This window comes from Pseudomonas sp. D8002, from assembly GCF_013385695.1.
GTDB lineage: Bacteria > Pseudomonadota > Gammaproteobacteria > Pseudomonadales > Pseudomonadaceae > Aquipseudomonas.
Genome location: NZ_JACAPM010000076.1, coordinates 1 through 18,133, shown reverse-complemented (window position 1 = coordinate 18,133; position 18,133 = coordinate 1). Strand labels below are relative to the sequence as shown.

General features: G+C 61.8%; 10 protein-coding genes. 1 reads left to right on the top strand and 9 read right to left on the bottom strand.

Annotated elements, in window-relative coordinates; translation table 11 throughout:
* The 3 genes from HX807_RS31410 to HX807_RS31400 all read right to left on the bottom strand — a co-directional run.
* Window positions 1-1,841 (bottom strand): Ig-like domain-containing protein (locus HX807_RS31410; protein WP_177052199.1); only part of this gene is annotated, 1,841 nt, incomplete at its 3' end.
* 869 nt (window positions 1,842-2,710) lie between these two features.
* Complete coding sequence (mmsB, locus tag HX807_RS31405; RefSeq protein WP_003214181.1) at window positions 2,711-3,598, bottom strand: 3-hydroxyisobutyrate dehydrogenase; 888 nt, start codon at window positions 3,596-3,598, stop codon at window positions 2,711-2,713.
* 14 nt (window positions 3,599-3,612) lie between these two features.
* Window positions 3,613-5,130, bottom strand: coding sequence for a CoA-acylating methylmalonate-semialdehyde dehydrogenase (locus HX807_RS31400; protein ID WP_008430611.1), 1,518 nt, complete (start codon window positions 5,128-5,130; stop codon window positions 3,613-3,615).
* 131 nt (window positions 5,131-5,261) lie between these two features.
* On the opposite strand from HX807_RS31400, the gene HX807_RS31395 reads away from it, so the two are divergent.
* Complete coding sequence (locus HX807_RS31395) at window positions 5,262-6,209, top strand: LysR family transcriptional regulator (RefSeq protein WP_087694895.1); 948 nt, start codon at window positions 5,262-5,264, stop codon at window positions 6,207-6,209.
* A gap of 135 nt (window positions 6,210-6,344) precedes the next feature.
* Here HX807_RS31395 and HX807_RS31390 read toward each other — a convergent pair whose 3' ends face one another.
* From HX807_RS31390 to recC, 6 genes are all read right to left on the bottom strand, one after another.
* Entirely contained in the window at window positions 6,345-6,836 is a 492-nt protein-coding gene (locus tag HX807_RS31390; RefSeq protein WP_003214188.1) for an OmpA family protein, read from the bottom strand.
* Between the two features lie 4 nt (window positions 6,837-6,840).
* The gene (locus tag HX807_RS31385) at window positions 6,841-8,109 is read right to left on the bottom strand and encodes a diguanylate cyclase domain-containing protein (protein WP_003214191.1); all 1,269 of its coding nucleotides are present in this window, start codon (window positions 8,107-8,109) and stop codon (window positions 6,841-6,843) included.
* Window positions 8,106-8,675, bottom strand: coding sequence for a YfiR family protein (locus HX807_RS31380; RefSeq protein ID WP_032898591.1), 570 nt, complete (start codon window positions 8,673-8,675; stop codon window positions 8,106-8,108). Before HX807_RS31380 ends, HX807_RS31385 begins: the two co-directional genes overlap by 4 nt.
* Window positions 8,676-8,836: 161 nt before the next feature.
* On the bottom strand, window positions 8,837-10,888 hold the full coding sequence (gene recD / locus HX807_RS31375) for an exodeoxyribonuclease V subunit alpha (RefSeq protein WP_177052197.1): 2,052 nt from the start codon (window positions 10,886-10,888) through the stop codon (window positions 8,837-8,839).
* Window positions 10,885-14,562, bottom strand: a complete 3,678-nt coding sequence (gene recB, locus HX807_RS31370; RefSeq protein WP_177052195.1) for an exodeoxyribonuclease V subunit beta — start codon at window positions 14,560-14,562, stop codon at window positions 10,885-10,887. Before recB ends, recD begins: the two co-directional genes overlap by 4 nt.
* Complete coding sequence (gene recC / locus HX807_RS31365; RefSeq protein WP_177052193.1) at window positions 14,559-18,008, bottom strand: exodeoxyribonuclease V subunit gamma; 3,450 nt, start codon at window positions 18,006-18,008, stop codon at window positions 14,559-14,561. Before recC ends, recB begins: the two co-directional genes overlap by 4 nt.
* Window positions 18,009-18,133: the final 125 nt, after the last annotated feature.

Genomic DNA, 18,133 nt, shown 5'->3' with positions numbered 1-18,133 from the left:
GCATCAGCATCAGCATCAGCGTCAGCATCCGCATCCGCATCCGCATCCGCATCCGCATCAGCGTCCGCATCGGCATCGGCATCGGCATCGGCGTCCGTATCATCAATATCAACAGCGATCACAGAAGCCGGAACAGACTCGTTGCCTGCTGCATCGGTCAATGTGACAGCCAGTGTTTCGCCGTTAACCTGAAGCGGATCCAGGGTGACTTGAAAATTACCGTCGTCGCCGACCGTACCAGTGCCGATCACGTTGCCATCGGCGTCTTTCACGGTAACGGTCGCGCGCGGTTCGCCCTTGCCGGTGACGGTGCTGCCATCTTCGCCGACCACCAGGTTTGTTGGGGCATCCGGGGCGATGGTGTCCCCCGCGATGACGATGCCTGGCAGGGATTCCTTGCCCGAGAAGTTGCGCAGGAACACGCGTAGCCGCTCGCCATTGATGTGCAGCGAGTTCAGTTGCACCAGGAATGTGCCGTCATCTGCCACTGTTCCGCTGCCGACCACTTCACCAGCATCGTTGAGGACGATGACTTTGTGGGCCGCGGCGCCTTCACCGCTGAGCGTGTCACCCACGTCACTGATTGCCAGGTTGCGCGGCGCAAGCGGTGTCTCAATATCGGCGACAACCAGCGCACCCGGAGCCGACTCATTGCCGGCAGCGTCTTTGAGCGTGATCGCCAGGCTTTCGCCTTCGGACGCGGGTGTGTCGAGCGAAACCTGGAAATTGCCATCCGCGCCGACGGTGCCCGTACCGATCACGTTGCCGCTGGCATCCTTGATGCTCACGGCAGCGTTCGGTTCACCTTTACCGCTGACAGTTGCGCCATCGGCACTGATCACCAGGTTGGTCGGCGCATCCGGGGCGGTGCTGTCGCCAGCCACCACGGGGCTGGCGGACGATTCATTGCCGGCAGCATCCTTGAGGGTGACTTGCAGGGTTTCGCCATTGGTTTGCGCAGTTCCCAGGGTGACCTGGAAGTTGCCTTCAGCATCCACGGTGCCGGTGCCGAGGACCTCGCCATTGGCATCCTTGATGATCACGGTCGAATTAGGCTCGCCCTTACCGCTGACGGTTGTACCGTCTGCACTGACGGCCAAACCGTTCGGTGCGGCGGGGGCGGTTGTATCACCCGCTACCACAGACGCAGGTTGCGATTCCTGACCCGCGGCATCCTTGAGGACGACTTGCAGGGTTTCGCCATTGGTTTGCGGCTTGTCCAGGTTGACCTGGAAGTTGCCGTCGGTACCCACAGTGCCTGTGCCCAGTACGTTACCGGCGGCATCCTTGACCGTGACGGTGGTGCCAGGCTGACCTTTACCGCTGACCACCGTGCCCGCGCTGTTGACCGATAAACCGGTCGCAGCACCGGGTGCAGGAACTGGCGTTTGATGATGATGGCCACCACCACCGCCACCACCGCTCAATGCCGCGGCGGTACCGCCGACGGCGAGGATGCCCAAGCCCCACAGCACCCAGTCCGGCACCGCACTGTCAGCGGCAATGGCTGCCACACCCAGGTCGTCCAGGGTCGAGATTTCGGTGAAGTTGAAACCCGAATACGGCGTGGAATAGTTGCCGAGCAACAATGTTCCGTCGGCATTTTCCAGTACCAGTTGGTTAGCGGAGCCGTCGGCTCCGACCACAAAAAAGTTCTGAATGGTGATGGTTTCTCCAGACTTCAGAGTGACCACCAGGTTTTGGCCGGACTGTTGAAACGATTGAACGCTTTCTTGTCCGAACGGCAGTTTTACAATGCTGGTTCCCTTGAGGCTGGCGTTGCCAAAGGCATGCTCTGTCGCCGTCCCCGTTGCCTTGTCGACAATAGTTATGTTTTTCATCTCTCACCCGTTTTTTTATATGGACACACGTATTTCAGCGCGAGCGAATGCCCACGACGGTAGTTACCGCCGAGCACGAAACTCTTTTTGCGTTTATATAGGACTGGTCAGGATTTACAGCGATCAACCGACGCCGGTTTCTTCACGACATTGCAGACCCACACGCGTGCGCTTGCAACACGCTGACACCGAATGAGGTGGCACATCCTTGGCGTCAGAATAAGCCTGCCCGGGCCTTGGGCTGGACTGCATCGCAGCCCAGAGGTCGAGCAACCGGGAGAGGTGACGGGCCAGGATGCGGGCTTTTTCAAGTTCCAGGGCGGCCTCGTTCGATGAGGCCGATAGCCCTGGGAAACCCGATGTACGCATCCATTCGCTAGCCATCTCTGACACACCTGCACAACTTTGAAAGTACAACGCTTCGGCGGAAGTTATCGAGACGCAGCAACCATGACAACGCTCGCAAAACCGATACTAGCGAGGCAGTAGTCAACATCAAAGAGAAATGTAAACACGCAATAAACATGGGTGTTTAATGAGGGAAGCCACGACAAACCGAACACACATAACCGAGAAATCAATTATAACGGCATGATAATCGAGCGCCCCATGGACACTCACCTAATGAATAACCCATGATCAAAAACATGATATTTCAGCGTCACACCTGAAACTTGTAAAAGTTTATTTCACAACTATAACAATGCAAAAAAACCTTATCCCTAGGCATTAGTCGATAAGTAATACCGCCCTCCCACAAACGTCGCGAAGGGGTTTATTCAGGTCAAAAAAAAGCACCAGTAGTGAGCTGGTGCTGGAAGGTCTACGCAGTAAAAATCAGGGGCCCACAGTGAAGAAGGACAATCGCCCTACTTTGGTTTTCGATAGCTGTTGATGATCGCCGAGAAGTCCTTGCCCCCTTCCCCACGTTGGCTCATCGATTGATACAACTGCTGCGCCACTGCGCCGAGGATCACCGGCTGGTGTGCCTGGCGGGCCGCTTCAGTGGCCAGTCCCAGATCCTTGAGCATCAGTTCTGCACCAAACCCACCGGTATAACCCCGGGACGACGGCGCCGTCTCGATAATCCCGGGCCATGGGTTGTAGGTGTCCGAACTCCAGCAGCGCCCGGTGGAGCTGTTGATGATTCCCGCCAACACTTGGGTGTCGATGCCCAGCGCATCGCCCAGGGCCATGGCTTCGCTGACGCCGACCATGGTGATACCCAGCAGCAGGTTGTTGCAGATCTTGGCGATTTGCCCGGTGCCGACTTCGCCGCAATGGACGATGTTGCGGCCCATCTGCGCCAGCACCGGTTGCAGGGTGGCGAACAGTTCCGGGGTGGCGCCGACCATGAAGGTCAACGTCCCGGCCTGGGCACCGCCGGTGCCGCCGGACACTGGAGCATCCGCCATCACCACGCCTTGTTTCGCTGCCGCCGCCGCTACATCGCGGGCGGTCTGCGGGTCGATGGTGCTGCAATCCACCGCCGGCACGCCTTTGCCGATGCCGGCGAGCACGCCGTCTTCACCGAGCCACACACTGCGCACATGGGCCGCAGCCGGGAGCATGGTCACCACCAACTCGGCGCCTTCGGCTGCCGCGCGCGGTGAAGCGCTGATGGTGCCGCCCAGTTCCGCCAGTTCCTTGAGCACGGTCTGGTTCAGGTCGAACAGGTTCAGCGCATGGCCAGCCTTGATCAGGTTGCGCGCCATCGGCGCGCCCATGTTGCCCAGGCCGATAAATGCAATCTTCATGGTCGTCTCCTCGATCAGCGCAGGTTGATGGTGGTGTTGACGCCATCGTTGACGCTGTCGTCGTCGAACCAGCGGCTGGTGACGGTTTTGGTCTGGGTGTAGAACTGCACCACTTGCTTGCCGTACGGGCCCAGGTCGCCGAGTTTCGAACCACGGGAACCGGTGAAGCTGAAGAACGGAACCGGCACGGGGATCGGGATGTTGATGCCGACCTGGCCCACATCGATTTCGCTCTGGAATTTACGCGCTGCCGCGCCGCTCTGGGTGAACAGGCCGGTGCCGTTGCCGAACGGGTTGGCGTTGACCAGGGCGATGGCTTGGTCGAGGGTGTCGACTTCCAGCACCACCAGCACCGGGCCGAAGATTTCCTGGGTGTAGATCTGCATGTCGGTGGTCACGCCGGAGAACAACGTCGGGCCGACGAAATTGCCGTCCTCAAAGCCCGGCACCTTGATGCCGCGGCCATCCAGCTCCAGCTTGGCACCTTCTTTTACGCCGCTTTCGATCAGGTCGAGAATGCGTGCCTTGGCGCGCTTGGAGATTACCGGACCCACATCGGTACCGGCTTCGCTGCCGGCGTTCACCTTGAGCTTTTGCGCCAGGGCCTTGAGGTCCGGCAGCCATTGCTTGGCCGCGCCTACCAGCACCACCACGGAAGTTGCCATGCAACGCTGACCCGCCGCACCGAAACCGGCACCGACCAGGGCGTTCAGGGTTTGTTCGCGATTGGCATCCGGCAGCACCACGGCGTGGTTCTTGGCGCCCATCATCGATTGCACGCGCTTGCCGTGTTTACCGGCGAGGTCGTAGACGTGAGTCCCCACGGCGGTCGAACCGACGAAGGACACGGCCTTGATATCTTTGTGGGTGCACAGCGCATCCACCACGTCCTTGCCGCCGTGAACCACGTTCAGCACACCGGCTGGCACCCCGGCTTCCAGCGCCAGTTCAACCAGCAGCAGGGTCGACAGCGGGTCCTGTTCCGATGGCTTGAGTACGAACGTGTTGCCGCAGGCAATGGCCATCGGGAACATCCACAGCGGAATCATCGCCGGGAAGTTGAACGGGGTGATGCCGGCGCACACGCCGATCGGCTGGCGCAGGGTGTAGGTATCCACACCGCCGGCGACGTTTTCAGCGAATTCGCCCATCTGCAGGGTGCCGATGGAGCACGCGTGCTCGACCACTTCCAGGCCACGGAAAATGTCGCCTTCAGCGTCGGCAATGGTCTTGCCCTGCTCGGCACTCAGGACCACGGCGATGCGCTTGGAGTGCTCGCGGATCAAGGCTTGCAGCTTGAGCATGATGCGCATGCGCGCACCGATCGGCGTCAGCTTCCAGGTCTGGAAGGCGCGATGGGCGGCGTCGATGGCAGCGTTGACTTCTTCAGGGGTGGAAAACGGTACGCGGGCCAGCACTTGCTGGGTAGCGGGGTTGACGATGTCTTGCCATTCGGTGGTCCTGGATTCGACCCACTCGCCGTTGATCAGCAGCTTGACCTGTTTTACGGAAATATCGGCAGATGCGTTCATGTGGTCTCCAATTCTTGTAGGTATGCAGAGAACCAAGGCGTTGAATCGCCTTGAGGATGAGGCGTTCGGACTGTTTTTGGAGTATAGATGTGCAAACTTCTAATAAGAACGCACATAAAAGCCGGTCCAATATGCAAAAAAACATCACGTCACTGGGCTCCCTGAACTGGGATGACCTGAAGTTTTTCCTCGAAGTCGCGCGTACCCGCAAGGCCAGCGTCGCTGCCAAGCGCCTGGCGGTGGACTACACCACGGTGTCGCGGCGCATCAGTTCCCTTGAAGGATCGTTGGGCACTCTCCTGTTTGAAAAGTCCCGGACCAACGGCTTCGTATTGACCACCGAAGGCCAGCGCCTGCTGGGCTACGCCGAGTCCATCGAAAGCACGTTGCACATGGCCTGCGAACAGGTTTCCGGCTCCGGCGTGGCGCTGTCCGGCCACGTGCGCATGGGCTGCACCGAAGGGTTCGGCAGCTTCTTCGTCACCCCGCAACTGAGCCACTTCGTCGACACCTACCCGGCGATCTCGGTGGACATCCTGCCCCTGCCCCACTTCATCAGCCTGTCCAAGCGCGAGGCGGATATCGTCATCGCCCTGGAGCGGCCGGAACACGGGCCGTACGTGTGCTGCAAGCTGTGCGACTACAAGCTGCAGCTGTACGCGACGCAGGAATACCTGGACCAGCACCCGCCCATCCGCCGGGCGGCGGACCTGGCCGAGCATCCGTTTATCAGCTACGTGGATGATTTAGCGTTCAGTTCAGAGCTGCTGTACCTGGCCAATGTAGTGCCCGGCGCCAGCGCCAGTTTGCGCAGCACCAGCGTGATTGCGCAGTACGTGGCGGCGCAGCAAGGGCGCTCGCTGGCGATCCTGCCGTGCTTTTTGGCGGCACAGGACCCGCGATTGCTGCCGGTGCTTTCGAAGGAGATAAACATTACGCGGCAGTTCTGGATGTACTGCCGCGAGGACTTGAGGAAGTTGAAACGGATCACCCTGCTGTGGGATTACATCCGTGAGGTGACGGAGCAGAATCAGCCGTTGTTGATGGGGGAAACGCGGGAGATGGTGTTTGCCGATTAAATAAAATGTGGGAGCCGGGCTTGCCCGCGATAGCAGTGTGTCAGTCACCCAATACATCAACTGATCCACCGCCATCGCGGGCAAGCCCGGCTCCCACATTGACTGCATTCCAACTCGAAGTGCCCGAAAGCCAGACTAGTCCGCAATCACCACAATCGACACCCGGCGATTCTCGGTGCGCCCCGCCGCTGTCGCGTTGGACGCCACCGGCTCGCTGCTGCCCAGCCCGCGCAGTTGTACGTTTTCTTCTTTCATCCCAACGCCTGCCAACACGTGCGCGACGCTTTTGGCTCGGCGCAGGGACAGTTGCTGGTTGTAGGTTTCCTTGCCCGAGGCGTCGGTGTGGCCGTCGACCCGCACGCGCTCAATGCCCACGCCCAGCAGCGCCTTGCCGATGCGCTGGACGATCTCGGTGCTGGGGGCATTCAGACTTTCGACGTCGCTGCCAAACAGCACCTTGCCCGAGAGGCCGAAGGCCCAGCCTTCGTCAGTCAGTTCAAAACCCTGCTGTTTGAGCACGGCGATTTGCGCCGGTGTCAGGCCTTTGGGCGGCGGGGTCTGGCAGCCGCTCAGGGCGAGCAGAGCCACGAGCAAGGTGATGAATAAAAAGCGTGCGGTCGAGAACAAGGGATCAACTCCTGTGTTGAACGTCGGCGGCGGGGGACTCCGATTCCGCCGTTTGCTGCCCACCCTGGGAAAGCCGTTTGGCCTGGTACATCGCCGCATCGGCGGCGTTGAGCAGGTTACCGGGGGTGGCGCCATGATCGGGGTAGACGGCGATGCCGATACTGAGTGAGGTCAATACGTGGGCGTCGCCGGGCAGCGCAATGGGCGCGTCCATGCTGGCGATGATTTTTTCGGCAATGCGCTGGGCGTCCTCAAGTCGGTGCAGAGGCGACAGCAAGATGGCGAATTCATCGCCGCCCAGGCGTGCCACCAGGTCGTCTTCACGCAGTTGCGCACGAATGCGCGTAGCCACTGCCACCAATACCGCATCGCCGGCGGCGTGGCCAAAGTTGTCGTTGATGTCTTTAAAGCGGTCGCTGTCGAGGAACAAGACCGCTACTTTCTCGTTGAGCTTGGCGGCGCTGCGCAGGGCGCGGATCAGCCGACCTTCGAAGAACGCACGGTTGGGCAGCCCGGTCAGGCTGTCGTGGCTGGCCTGGTGGGCGAGGGTTTCGTTTTCGCTTTGCAGGTGGGTCTGCCAGGCCTCCAGTTCGTCGAGCAGGGCATTGAAGTCATTGCCCAGGCTGTCGAGTTCGGCGATTTTCGCCGGCGGTACGCGTCGGTCAAAGGCCCGCTCGCTTCGGGCGGCGTGGGCCACCGAGGCCAGGCTGTGCAACGGCCCGGTGATGCCGCGTAACAAACGCCGCGCCAGGTACAGTGCAACCCAGGCGCTGAGGGCGGTGCACACCAGAATCCCGGCAAGGCCGCTGAGCAGGAAGCGCAACAGGCTGCCGCCGTGGCCGGTCAGGTGCACGCTGCCGATGACCTGGCCCTGGTGCAGGATCGGCTGGGTGATGGGTTGTTCGAGCAGGGCATGCGCCAACTGCAGCTCAATCATCGACAGCATCCCGGTTTCAGGGCGCTCCCAATGGGCCAGTTGCTTGCCGTCGACGTTGAAGACTTCCGCCTCGGCCACTTCTTCCTCCGAGGCGATCACGCCCAACGCCTCGGTGGCCGCCGCGCTGTCGTTGAACACCACGGCCGCTTCCACGGTGTAGTTGATGGAGCGGGCGATCAGGTGCAGGTTGTGGTCGGCATACACCCGCAGCGCGAGCACGCCGAGCAGGGTCAGGGAAATACTGGCCATGCTGACGGCCATCAGCGCCAGGCTCAGGTGCCCGCGCCCGATCACTGAACGCAAGGTTGGACGCACTGGCGCCTTATCGACACTCATGACCCCGGCGCTCGACGTCGGGACAGCTGCAGCACACTCGGATGAATGCGCACACCGCTACGGGCAACGGAATCCAGGTTGACCTCGAACGACACCTGTTCGTCGGCTACCCGCAGGCAGAACAGGCTGCCCACGGTGCATTGGTCGCCGCCTTCGCTGATGCTGAGCACCGGATGGCCGATCAATGCCGCGAACAGGCGGCTGCGCTCGTCGCTGGTCAATTGGCCGATGTACACGGCATCGCAGGCATTGGCGATGTCTGGATGGTCGGCCAGCAAACGCTGCACCACTACCGGACGGCCAGTAGCCTGGGTGGTGCCTTTGACCAGGTCATCGGTGTATTGGGTTGGCCCGACGATGCACAAACGCAATTGCGCGGGCTCTACCGGCCAGCGGGCGTAACTGAGGATACCCAGGACCACTTGGGTGACGGCCTTGGCCCGCTGATCGGCCATGCCGGCAGGCGGCTGGGCAAAAACGAGGGGCGTGAACACGCACAGAAGCGCCAACAGCAGCATTCGTCTCCAGCTCAAACTTCGCTCTGTGGGCGAGACAGCCACGTTCATGCAGCGATTCTCTTTGATCTTCTCGGGATGATGCCGCAACGATAGCACAACGGCGGAAAACCCCCGAGGCGACACCTAGGAGGATTCCGACATTTTATTAAGAAAAATCACACATTTGGATCAAAAAATTTAGATGACTCATTGGTCAGCTTCTTTGACGATCAAGTGCCCAGTTCCAGCATCAGCCCACTCAAGCGTTTCACCTTGCGGCTCACCGCCTCTTCGAATACGCCACCCCGGGGTTCGATCAGGCTGAACCAGTCCTTGGCGCGGGTGATGCCGGTGTAGATCAGCTCTTTGGTGAGCACCGGGTTCAAGGCGTCCGGCAAAATCAGTGCGGTGTGGGTGAATTCAGAGCCCTGAGATTTGTGCACCGTCATCGCGTAGACGGTTTCGACGTCGTTGAGCCGGCTGGGCAACACAAACCGTACGCCGCCCTGGCCATCGTTGCGCGGGAACGCGACGCGCAGAACCTGCGGCCCGCCGTCGCTTTCGGGCAGCTTGAGGGCGATACCGATATCGCCGTTCATCAGGCCCAGGCCGTAATCGTTGCGAGTCATCAACACCGGGCGCCCTTCGTACCATTGCTGGTCGCTGTCGATCAGCCGGGCCTTGAGCAGCGCGGCGGTGATGCGCAGGTTCAAGCCCTCCACGCCCCATGGGCCCTTGCGTACGGCGCAGAGCAACTGGAATGCGTCGAAGGCTTTCAGCAGCTTTTGCGCCCAGAGCGTCCAGGCCTCGTCATCCCGTGGCGTCTCCAGGGACGGACGCGCGGTCTGCAGCAGTTTCAGGTAATGGCGATAACCGTGGGCACCGTCGCCATGGCCGTCCAGCACCAGGCGCTCCAGGGCATGGTCGTGCTCGCCCTTGAGGCTGACGCAAAACAGGTCGGCATGACTGCGGGCAGCCAGCAGTTTGCGGGCCTGCTCGGGGTTTTGCTGGTTGACCCAGCGGGCCAGCTGGCCAATGCCGCTGCCTTCGCCGAATCGCCGCGAGTAACGCAGCATCACCACTTGTTGCGCCAAGGGGTGGCTACCGTCGAGGTCTTCCTGCAGGCCGCTGGCGCCGAGGTCTTCGCCGCTGACCTGTTGCAGCCACTGGCGGGTTTGCGGGCTGTAGAAACCGGCTTCGGCGTCGCGGCACAAATCCCCCAGCACCGCCCCGGCTTCAACCGAGGCCAACTGGTCCTTGTCACCCAGCAGCACCAGGCGAGCATGGGGTGGCAAGGCGTCCAGCAGGTTGGCCATCATTTCCAGGTCGATCATCGAGGCTTCGTCCACTACCAGCACATCCAGGGGCAACGGATTGCCGATGTGATGCCGGAAGTGTCGGGTGCCGGGACGGCTGCCGAGCAAACGGTGAACGGTGGTGACCTGGGTTGGGATTTTTTCCTTCACCGCATCAGGCACTTTCAGCGACAGCACTTGCTGGCTGATGGACTCGGTCAAGCGCGCGGCCGCCTTGCCGGTGGGCGCCGCCAGACGGATGCGCAACGCGCTGCCCGCTTCCACGGCGGGGGCCTGCAACAGCGCAAGCAAACGCACTACCGTGGTGGTCTTGCCGGTACCCGGCCCGCCGGTGACGATGCTGAATGCACCGCGGGTGGCCAAGGCGCAGGCGAGCTTTTGCCAGTCGACAACACCGTCTGGCGGGGCCTGGTCGAACAGGCGATTCAGGCGTTCGGGCAGATCGGCGGCAACGCTTTCCCGGGTGGCGAGTCGCAGGCGCAAAGCGCTGTCGATACGCCGTTCGTAGGTCCAGTAGCGGCGCAAGTACAGGCGTTTGCCCGACAGCACCAGTGGCCGGCTTTGCGCCTCCTCGCTGCCGTCGACGGCCAGTGCCACCAGACGGCTGGCGGCCAGGGCATGGCACCAATGGGCGCCGTCCAGGCCGTCGAGCAACTGTGATGGCAGCAGCATGACGCCGTTTTGCACATCGCCTTCGGGTGGCAGCGACAGAGCGAAATCCGGGGCCTTGAGGGTTTCGAACAGGTCCAGGCATACATGGCCATGGCCCAGTTGGTGGCTGGTCAGGGCCGCGGCCAGCAGGACTAAAGGGTCAGCCTGCGGATCGAGTTCGTGGAGGAAGCCGACAAAGGCCTTGTCCAGCGCGCGCAACCAGCCGCGCTGCACCCAGAGATCGAGCAGTTGCACCAGGTCGGCGGCGCGGCTGAGGGGCGTCAGCTCCTCAAGCGGTAACGGCGACAGGCTCATAGCAGCTCTCCTTGTTCCCAGGCGGGCTCGGCCTTGGGTGGTAGCGGTTTGCCCTGGAACAGCAGGTCCAGGCTTTCGATCAATTCCCGGGGCGGTCGGGTAAAATACGCGCCCTGGCTCGCGGAATGGGTGCCCCGCAGGAACAGGTACAACGCGCCGCCGACGTGACGGTCGTAGTCGTAATCCGGCAGCCGCGCCTTCAGCTGGCGATGCAGGGCCAGCAGGTAAAGTACGTATTGCAGGTCGTAACGATGGTCGAGGATCGACAGCTCCATGGCCTGCTGCGTGTAGGCCGAATCATCGGGACCAAGCCAATTGGATTTGTAGTCGGCCACGTAGTAGCGGCCTTCGTGTTCAAAGGTCAGGTCGATAAACCCCTTGAACATGCCGTTGAGCAGCACCCGTTCGGCGGCCACGCGGGATACGCCATTGTGAGTGTGCTGGCACACCAGTTTGTCGAGTGCGAGGACGTCGACCTTGTGGCTGGCAAACCAGAACTCCATTTCGATCTGGTACTGCCGCAACTCGCTAAGGGCCACCTGCCCGTTGCCCAGCGGCAACCGGGCTTGCAACAGATGCCCGAGCCAACCGCCGAGTGTGCCGATCCAGCCTTCCCAGCCGCGTCGGTTGCAGCGGCGGGCGACCGCATCTTCGATGGCCTCCGGGGTAACATTGAAGCCTTCGCCGCCCGCCCATTCCAGCAGGCCATGGAGAAAGGTGCCGGGATTCGGCCCGCGTGGGAAACGGTGAATATCGCCACCGGAAGCCGGCACTTCGCGTGGGGCATCCGGGTCGAGGCGTTCGTCATCGAACAGCTTCTGCGCTTGTGGGCTTTCCGGCGCTTCGAGGCTCGCCGCACTCATGCTCTCGCCGATACGCAGCGCACTGTAGGAAGCGATCCACCAGTTTTCTGCCGCCTTGCGCTTGGGCAGCAGCGGCGCGAGCAAGGTGGCTTCGTTACGCGGCGGGTGGAATACGACCGCATCGGCCTCGGGCATTTCTGCGTAATGCAGTGCCGGGCAACCTTCCTGCAGGTCAAGCAACCAGCGGGCCAGGCCGCCGGACTCGCCAAGTGCGGCGCCGCCGCCGAGCAAGTAGCCCAGGGCCGACAGGTGCAGCACCGAGCTGTTGTTATTGCCACGCTTGAGGTCGGCGATGCCCAGCCAGCAGGCGTGTTTGGCGCGGGTCAGCGCCACGTAAAACAGACGCAAGTCTTCGGCCAGGCGCTCATCGTCGGCTTGGGCGATCAACTCGGCGGTGGGCCTGAGGCTGACCTGGGATTTGCCGTTTGCGTCGTGGTAATGCAACGGCAGGCGGCTGCCATCAACCGGTTTTGCCGAGCAAATGAACGGCAGGAAAACCAGGTCGTATTCCAGCCCCTTGGATTTGTGGATCGTTACCACTTTGACCAGTTGTTCATCACTTTCCAGGCGCAGGATCTGCTCTTCACCGGCCTGGCCGGAAAGCGCGAGATGTTCGGCCAGATGGCGAATCAGCGCTTGTTCACCGTCCAGCTCTGCGGCCGCCTGTTGCAGCAATTCCGAGAGGTGCAACAGGTTGGTCAATACCCGCTCGCCATCGCTGCGCGTGATCAGGGTTTGCGGCAATTTGAAGTCGTGCAACAGGCGCCGCAGCATCGGCAGCACGCCTTGGGTGCGCCAGATCGTACGGTAATCGCGGAACTGCATTACGCGTTGTTCCCACGCCAGTTCGTCCTGGTTCAGACGCTCCAGTTCGGGCAGCGACAGGTTCAAGGTGACGCAAGCCAGGGCGGCGCGCAGTGGGCGCTCGACGTCCGGCTCGGCACAGGCCTTGAGCCAGGCCAGCAGATCGTGGGCTTCCTGGGCGGCGAACACGGAGTCCTTGTCGGAAAGGTAAACGCTGCGCACGCCACGGGCAGCCAGTTCACCGCGCACGGCCTGGGCTTCCTTGCCGTCGCGCACGAGGATGGCGATGTCTGAAGGCAGCACGCCTTTGAAGCTAGCGTCTTTGCCGAGGAATCCGGCAGTTCCCTGCTGGCCGCCATTGAGTAACGCGACGATTTGACTGGCACAGGACGCGGCCAACTGTTGGCGGTAGAGCACGCCGGAGATCGGCTGGTCGGTGGGTAGATGCCAGAGATTCAGCGCAGGCAACGTCTGACCGTTGACCTGCAGTTGTTCCTTACGGCCTTGGGACAATACCGACTGGAACGGCACCGGATTCGTACCGTCTGGTTCACGGAACAGGAACGCTCCACGGCCTTTTTCTGCGCGCTGGAATACGTGGTTTACCGCCTCGACCATGGCGTGGCTCGAACGGAAGTTGGTGCCCAGGGTGTGATGGCGGCCGGTGGTGGACTGGCGCGCGCGCAGGTAGGTGTAGATGTCGGCGCCACGGAAGGCGTAGATCGCCTGCTTTGGGTCGCCGATCAGGAACAGGCCGCTGTCGAGGTGGTTTTCTTCGATGCGGTAGATACTGTCGAAGATGCTGTATTGCACCGGGTCGGTGTCCTGGAATTCGTCGATCAGGGCGACCGGGAATTGCTCGCGGATCACGCTGGCCAAACGCTCGCCGCCGTCGGCTTGCAGGGCGGCGTTGAGGCGGATCAGCATGTCGTCGAAGCCCATTTCGGCGCGACGGCGCTTTTCTTCTTCGAAGCGTTTCCCCACCCAGCCGGCGGCGTGTTGCAGTACAGCAGCATCGGGCGTTGGCAAGGCGTCGAGGCTGGCCTTGAGACTGGCCATGGCGTCGATACCCGGATGGCGTGGTGGTTCGCCTTTCCAGGCTTCGGCCATGCCGTCGGGGGTCAGGCGGGTGAAACCGGTGCCGATGTCCAGTTGTTCGAGAGACTCGTCAGCTGCCCAGGCGCTGATTTTTTCGAACCAGGGTTCGAAGTAACGGGCTTGCATCTTGCGACCATCGACGGTTTTGGCGGCGACGGCCTGCAGGCAAATGTTGCGCAATTCTTCTGCCCATTGTTGCCAGGGTGCCTTGAGCGCGACGAGTGCTTGGCGACGCTCTTGCAGGCATTCGTTGATCAGCTCGGCGGGGTCACGCGTTTCATCCGTGGGCCGCTCGCTGCCGAACAGCGCGCGTACCCGTGGCATCAGGGCCGCCGGGCCGCCCCAATTGTTGCGCACCCAGTTCAGCGCATCGTCGTGCATCGGGTAGCAGAACAGCCGCCAGTAGTCGCGCAGCACTTCGCCGAGCAGGTCGCTGTGGTCAGTTTCCAGGGTCTGGGTGAACAGGCTGCCGCTGTCGAAGGCGTGTTCGCGCAGCATGCGCTGGCACCAGCTGTGAATGGTCGAGACGGCGGCTTCATCCATCCACTGGGCGGCGATGTCCAGGCGATTGGCGCAGCCGGGCCATTGTTCGGGGCTGTATTGGTCGCGCAGTTCGGCGATCAACGCGTCGGGTTCTTCGATTTCTTCGCGGAAAAAACGCGCGGCTTCTGCCAGGCGGATTCGGATGCGTTCACGCAGCTCTTTGGTGGCGGCATCAGTAAAGGTCACGACGAGAATTTGCGGCGGCAGCAACTCGCGGCCGAAGCCCGATTCGTCCCCTCCGTGGCCGAGTACCAGACGCAGGTAGAGCGCTGAGATGGTAAATGTCTTGCCTGTGCCGGCACTGGCTTCGATCAGTTGGCTGCCCTTGAGCGGGAAGGCCAGGGCCAGGGGCTTTGTACCGCTCATGCGCTGGCCTCCGCGCTGGTGAGTGATCGCCAGGGAGCGTTGATCAACGGTCGATAGAGGGTTTCGCACCAGCCTTCGAACTCTTCGCTGGCCATCAAGGCGGCGTAGTCGGGGAACTGTCGGATGAGCGCAGGGCTTTCACGGCGCTCGCCGTCGCTGGTTTGGCCGTCGCCTTCGTAGGCTTTGCTGGCGGCGGCTTGCGCTTTGGCCGGGTCGGTTTGACCGAGCCAGGCGAATGCGGTTTTAACGGCGACCGGCAGTGGTTCGCTCATGCCGGTTTTCCAGGCGAGCAGCAGGTTGCCGAGGAGCTCCCGGGCTGTGGCTTGCTCAAGTGGGGCCAATAGCAGTGTGTCGTCGCTGGCGACCAGGCCGGTACTTAACGGAAGGCCGCAGGCACAGGCCACCAGGTGGTTGACCCATGGGCGAATCAGGCGATGCCACTTACGGGTCTTGATCGAGCCGATGCTGTTGGGGATGGCGGTGACGCTTAGAAAGCCGCCATCGCTGCGTTGATGCAGGCCACTGATCCAACCTTCCAGCTGGATGCCTTGATGCTCAAAACTGATCGGTTCGGCGCTGGTGTGCGCAGTGGGCCAGAGTGCCAGGAGTTGCTGGTAACGCTGCAACAGGTCGGGCAGAGGCTCGATCAGTTCTTTGCGCAGGCATTCGCCGAAACCAACCATCGGCAACAAGCCACTGCCTTGCAGACGCAGGGCCTGGGCGTTGAGGGCTTCGTCGAGGTTGTCGGGGCGGGTGAGTGCCGCCGTGAGCAAACTGTCGCTCAGGCTATAGCGCTGCAGTGCATCGAGGACGAAGGGTTCTTCATCTTCCAGCGGGACTTCGGCGGCTTCGAAAAACACTTTCAGGCGCTGGCTGAAGAAGTGTTTGACCGGGTTGCGCAGGAAGTCTTGCAGTTGGCCGAGGCTCAGCGGTTCTTCCTGGGTGTAGGGTGCGAGGCTGCCGGTATCGGGCACGCTGTCCGGGGTTGCGTGGAGCAACTGCCATTCGCGGGCGTAGCTGAACAGCTTGTCACCTTCATGGAAGTAGCGGGCGCTGAAGGGCTGGAGCGGGTGTTCCTGGGTGGTGGCTTCCAGGAGTGGTTCGCCACTGGTGGTGTGCCAGCCGCTGGCGATGTGGTCGCGCAACTGCCCGATCAGGACCGATGCCGGGCGATCACTGTTGTCGCGGATACTGCGGCCGACCCAACTGATGTAGAGCTGGTCGCGGGCGGAGAGCAGGGCTTCGAGCAACAGGTAGCGGTCGTCTTCGCGGCGTGACCGATCGCCTGGGCGGTAGTCGCTGCCCATCAGGTCAAAGTCCAGCGGCGGTTGTGCGCGTGGGTAGTCGCCATCGTTCATGCCGAGTAGGCAAACCAGCTTGAACGGGATCGCGCGCATGGGCATCAAGGTACAAAAATTGACAGCTCCCGCGAGGAAGCGCTGGGACAGTCGGCCTTGGTCGAGGCCTGCCAGCCAGGCCTCGCGGACTACGGTCAGGGGTAATTCGTCATGCAGTCCGACGGACTCGCAGGTCTCCAGCCAGGTTTCTCTCAGTTGCTCGAGTTGACCCAACAGGTAGTCGTCGTGCTCGTTGCTCGGGAGGAAGAACAACTGCATCAGGTTTTGCAGGCGCTCGCCCCACTCTGTCGGCGCGGCAGGTTGCGAAAGTGCCTGGTGGGCGTCGTGCAGCGCATCGAGCAGTGCGACCAGCGGGCCGATCAAGGCCGCATCGAGTCCGCCGATTTCATCGTACGGCTCGATGCCATCGCAGGCAGCGCCCGTACCGACGGCGTAGCCCAGGAGCATGCGACGCAGGCCGAACCGCCAGCTGTTTTGCTCCAGCTCCTGGGGCAAGCCGAGGCCGGCGCGTTGTTCGGCGTTGAGGCCCCAACGGATACCGGCGCCTTCGATCCAGCGGTGCAGGGTCGGCAGGTCGCGCTCCTTGATGGCGAAGCGTTCCCGCAGTGCCGGGACGTCGAGCAGGTCGAGGATTTCGCTGACCGGAAAGCGGCTGTCCGGGAGCTTGAGCAGGTGCTCGACGGCAATCAGTAACGGATCGCGACCGCGCTGGCCCTGGTCCGTAAGCGTGAACGGAATGAAGCGTAGGTCGCTTCTTTCAAGCTGGCCGAATACGGCGCGAATATGCGGCGCGTAGCTGTCGACGTCGGGGACCATGACGATGATGTCCCGTGGGCGCAGCGTGGGGTTGGCGCTGAAGCGCTGCAGTAACTGGTCGTGAAGAACTTCAACTTCGCGTTGGGCACTGTGGGCGATGTGGAAGCGAATGGAAGTGTCGCGCGCCAGGTCGACGCTTGGCCAGAGTTCACGGGTTTCGTTGAGGGGGCGCAGTTCGAGGATGTCGTCCTGGAGTTGGTTGAGCAAGGTGGTGGGCTCGCTCTCGCTGAACAGGTCGATACGACCGTCACGGAATGCCGAGCGGTAACTGTTGGGGTCGTCGTAGCTGTCCAACAGGTTGATGTAGTCGCGACCTTGCTTACCCCAGGCAGCGAGCAGCGGGTGGGCGTGCTGATGCAGGGTTTGCGGGTCGATGGTGACCGGCATTCCGGCCTTGCGTGCCTGGCGCTTGTATTCGTTTCGGAGCAGGTCTTTGTCGGCGACGATGTCGGACCAGTGATGGCGACAAGGGTTGTGCACACACAGCAGCACCTGGCTGAAACGGGCGAGGCCGGCAAGGGCTTCCAGCGCTTGGGCTGGCAAGGAGGAAATGCCGAAGACGATCACGCGGGAGGGCAGGCCTATCGGTGCCTGCTCCAGGCTATTGATGCGCTCGATAAAGCGTTGGTGAACTCCGGCGCGACTTTGAGCCATGCCCTCCTCTCCTACGTCCAACAGCAGGGCGCGCCATAGTTCGGCTTGCCAGCAGTTGGCCGGGTTCAAAGGTTTGGATTCGCCACGGCCATTGCGCAGTTGATGGCGACCGGCAGCCCAATCTTCCAGCCAGTCAGCACGGTAGACCTGGTATTGGTCGAACAGGTCGGCGAGGCGTTCCGCGAGTTGGTAGCGTTTGCGCAGATCCGTATCGTGGGTCAGGAAGCGTTGCAGGGGTTCGAAATGGGGCTGATCGATCAGCTCGGGGAGCAGGCGCATGAGGCGCCAGGTCAGTGGGGCTTTGTCGAGCAGGGATTTGGGCGGGATCTCGTCTTTGCCCAGGACCATGCGATAGAGCTGCCACATGAAGCTGCCGGGAAGCTGCACATCAATAGCGGCAGCGATGCCGCAACCGCCCATGTCGTCGTCTTCAGGGTCTTCAGCCAGCGCCAGTTTCAGCCACTGAGCAATACCGTTGCTTTGTACCAGGGCGATTTCGTTTTCCAGGGGAGCCAGCGGGTAACGGCGCATCCAGCTGACAACCAGGCTGCGCAGTTCATCCAGGCGGTTGCCGTGAACCACCATGAATCCAGCACTGAGGGACGTCGCATCCGGCATAACGGCTTCCTTGGGAAAAGCAAAATCGAGGGATGGACTTTAGCATTGAAGACAATCGTAGGCTGCAAGTGAGGAACACTTGGAGACGCTCGCCATACTTTCCGACCGCCCAAAACAAAACCCCT

Excerpts from the sequence above, each read along its gene's own strand:
- mmsB (WP_003214181.1), bottom strand. The coding sequence starts at position 3,598 with ATGAAGATTGCATTTATCGGCCTGGGCAACATGGGCGCGCCGATGGCG.
- HX807_RS31400 (WP_008430611.1), bottom strand. The coding sequence starts at position 5,130 with ATGAACGCATCTGCCGATATTTCCGTAAAACAGGTCAAGCTGCTGATC.
- HX807_RS31395 (WP_087694895.1), top strand. The coding sequence starts at position 5,262 with ATGCAAAAAAACATCACGTCACTGGGCTCCCTGAACTGGGATGACCTG.
- HX807_RS31385 (WP_003214191.1), bottom strand. The coding sequence starts at position 8,109 with ATGAGTGTCGATAAGGCGCCAGTGCGTCCAACCTTGCGTTCAGTGATC.
- HX807_RS31380 (WP_032898591.1), bottom strand. The coding sequence starts at position 8,675 with ATGAACGTGGCTGTCTCGCCCACAGAGCGAAGTTTGAGCTGGAGACGA.
- recD (WP_177052197.1), bottom strand. The coding sequence starts at position 10,888 with ATGAGCCTGTCGCCGTTACCGCTTGAGGAGCTGACGCCCCTCAGCCGC.
- recB (WP_177052195.1), bottom strand. The coding sequence starts at position 14,562 with ATGAGCGGTACAAAGCCCCTGGCCCTGGCCTTCCCGCTCAAGGGCAGC.
- recC (WP_177052193.1), bottom strand. The coding sequence starts at position 18,008 with ATGCCGGATGCGACGTCCCTCAGTGCTGGATTCATGGTGGTTCACGGC.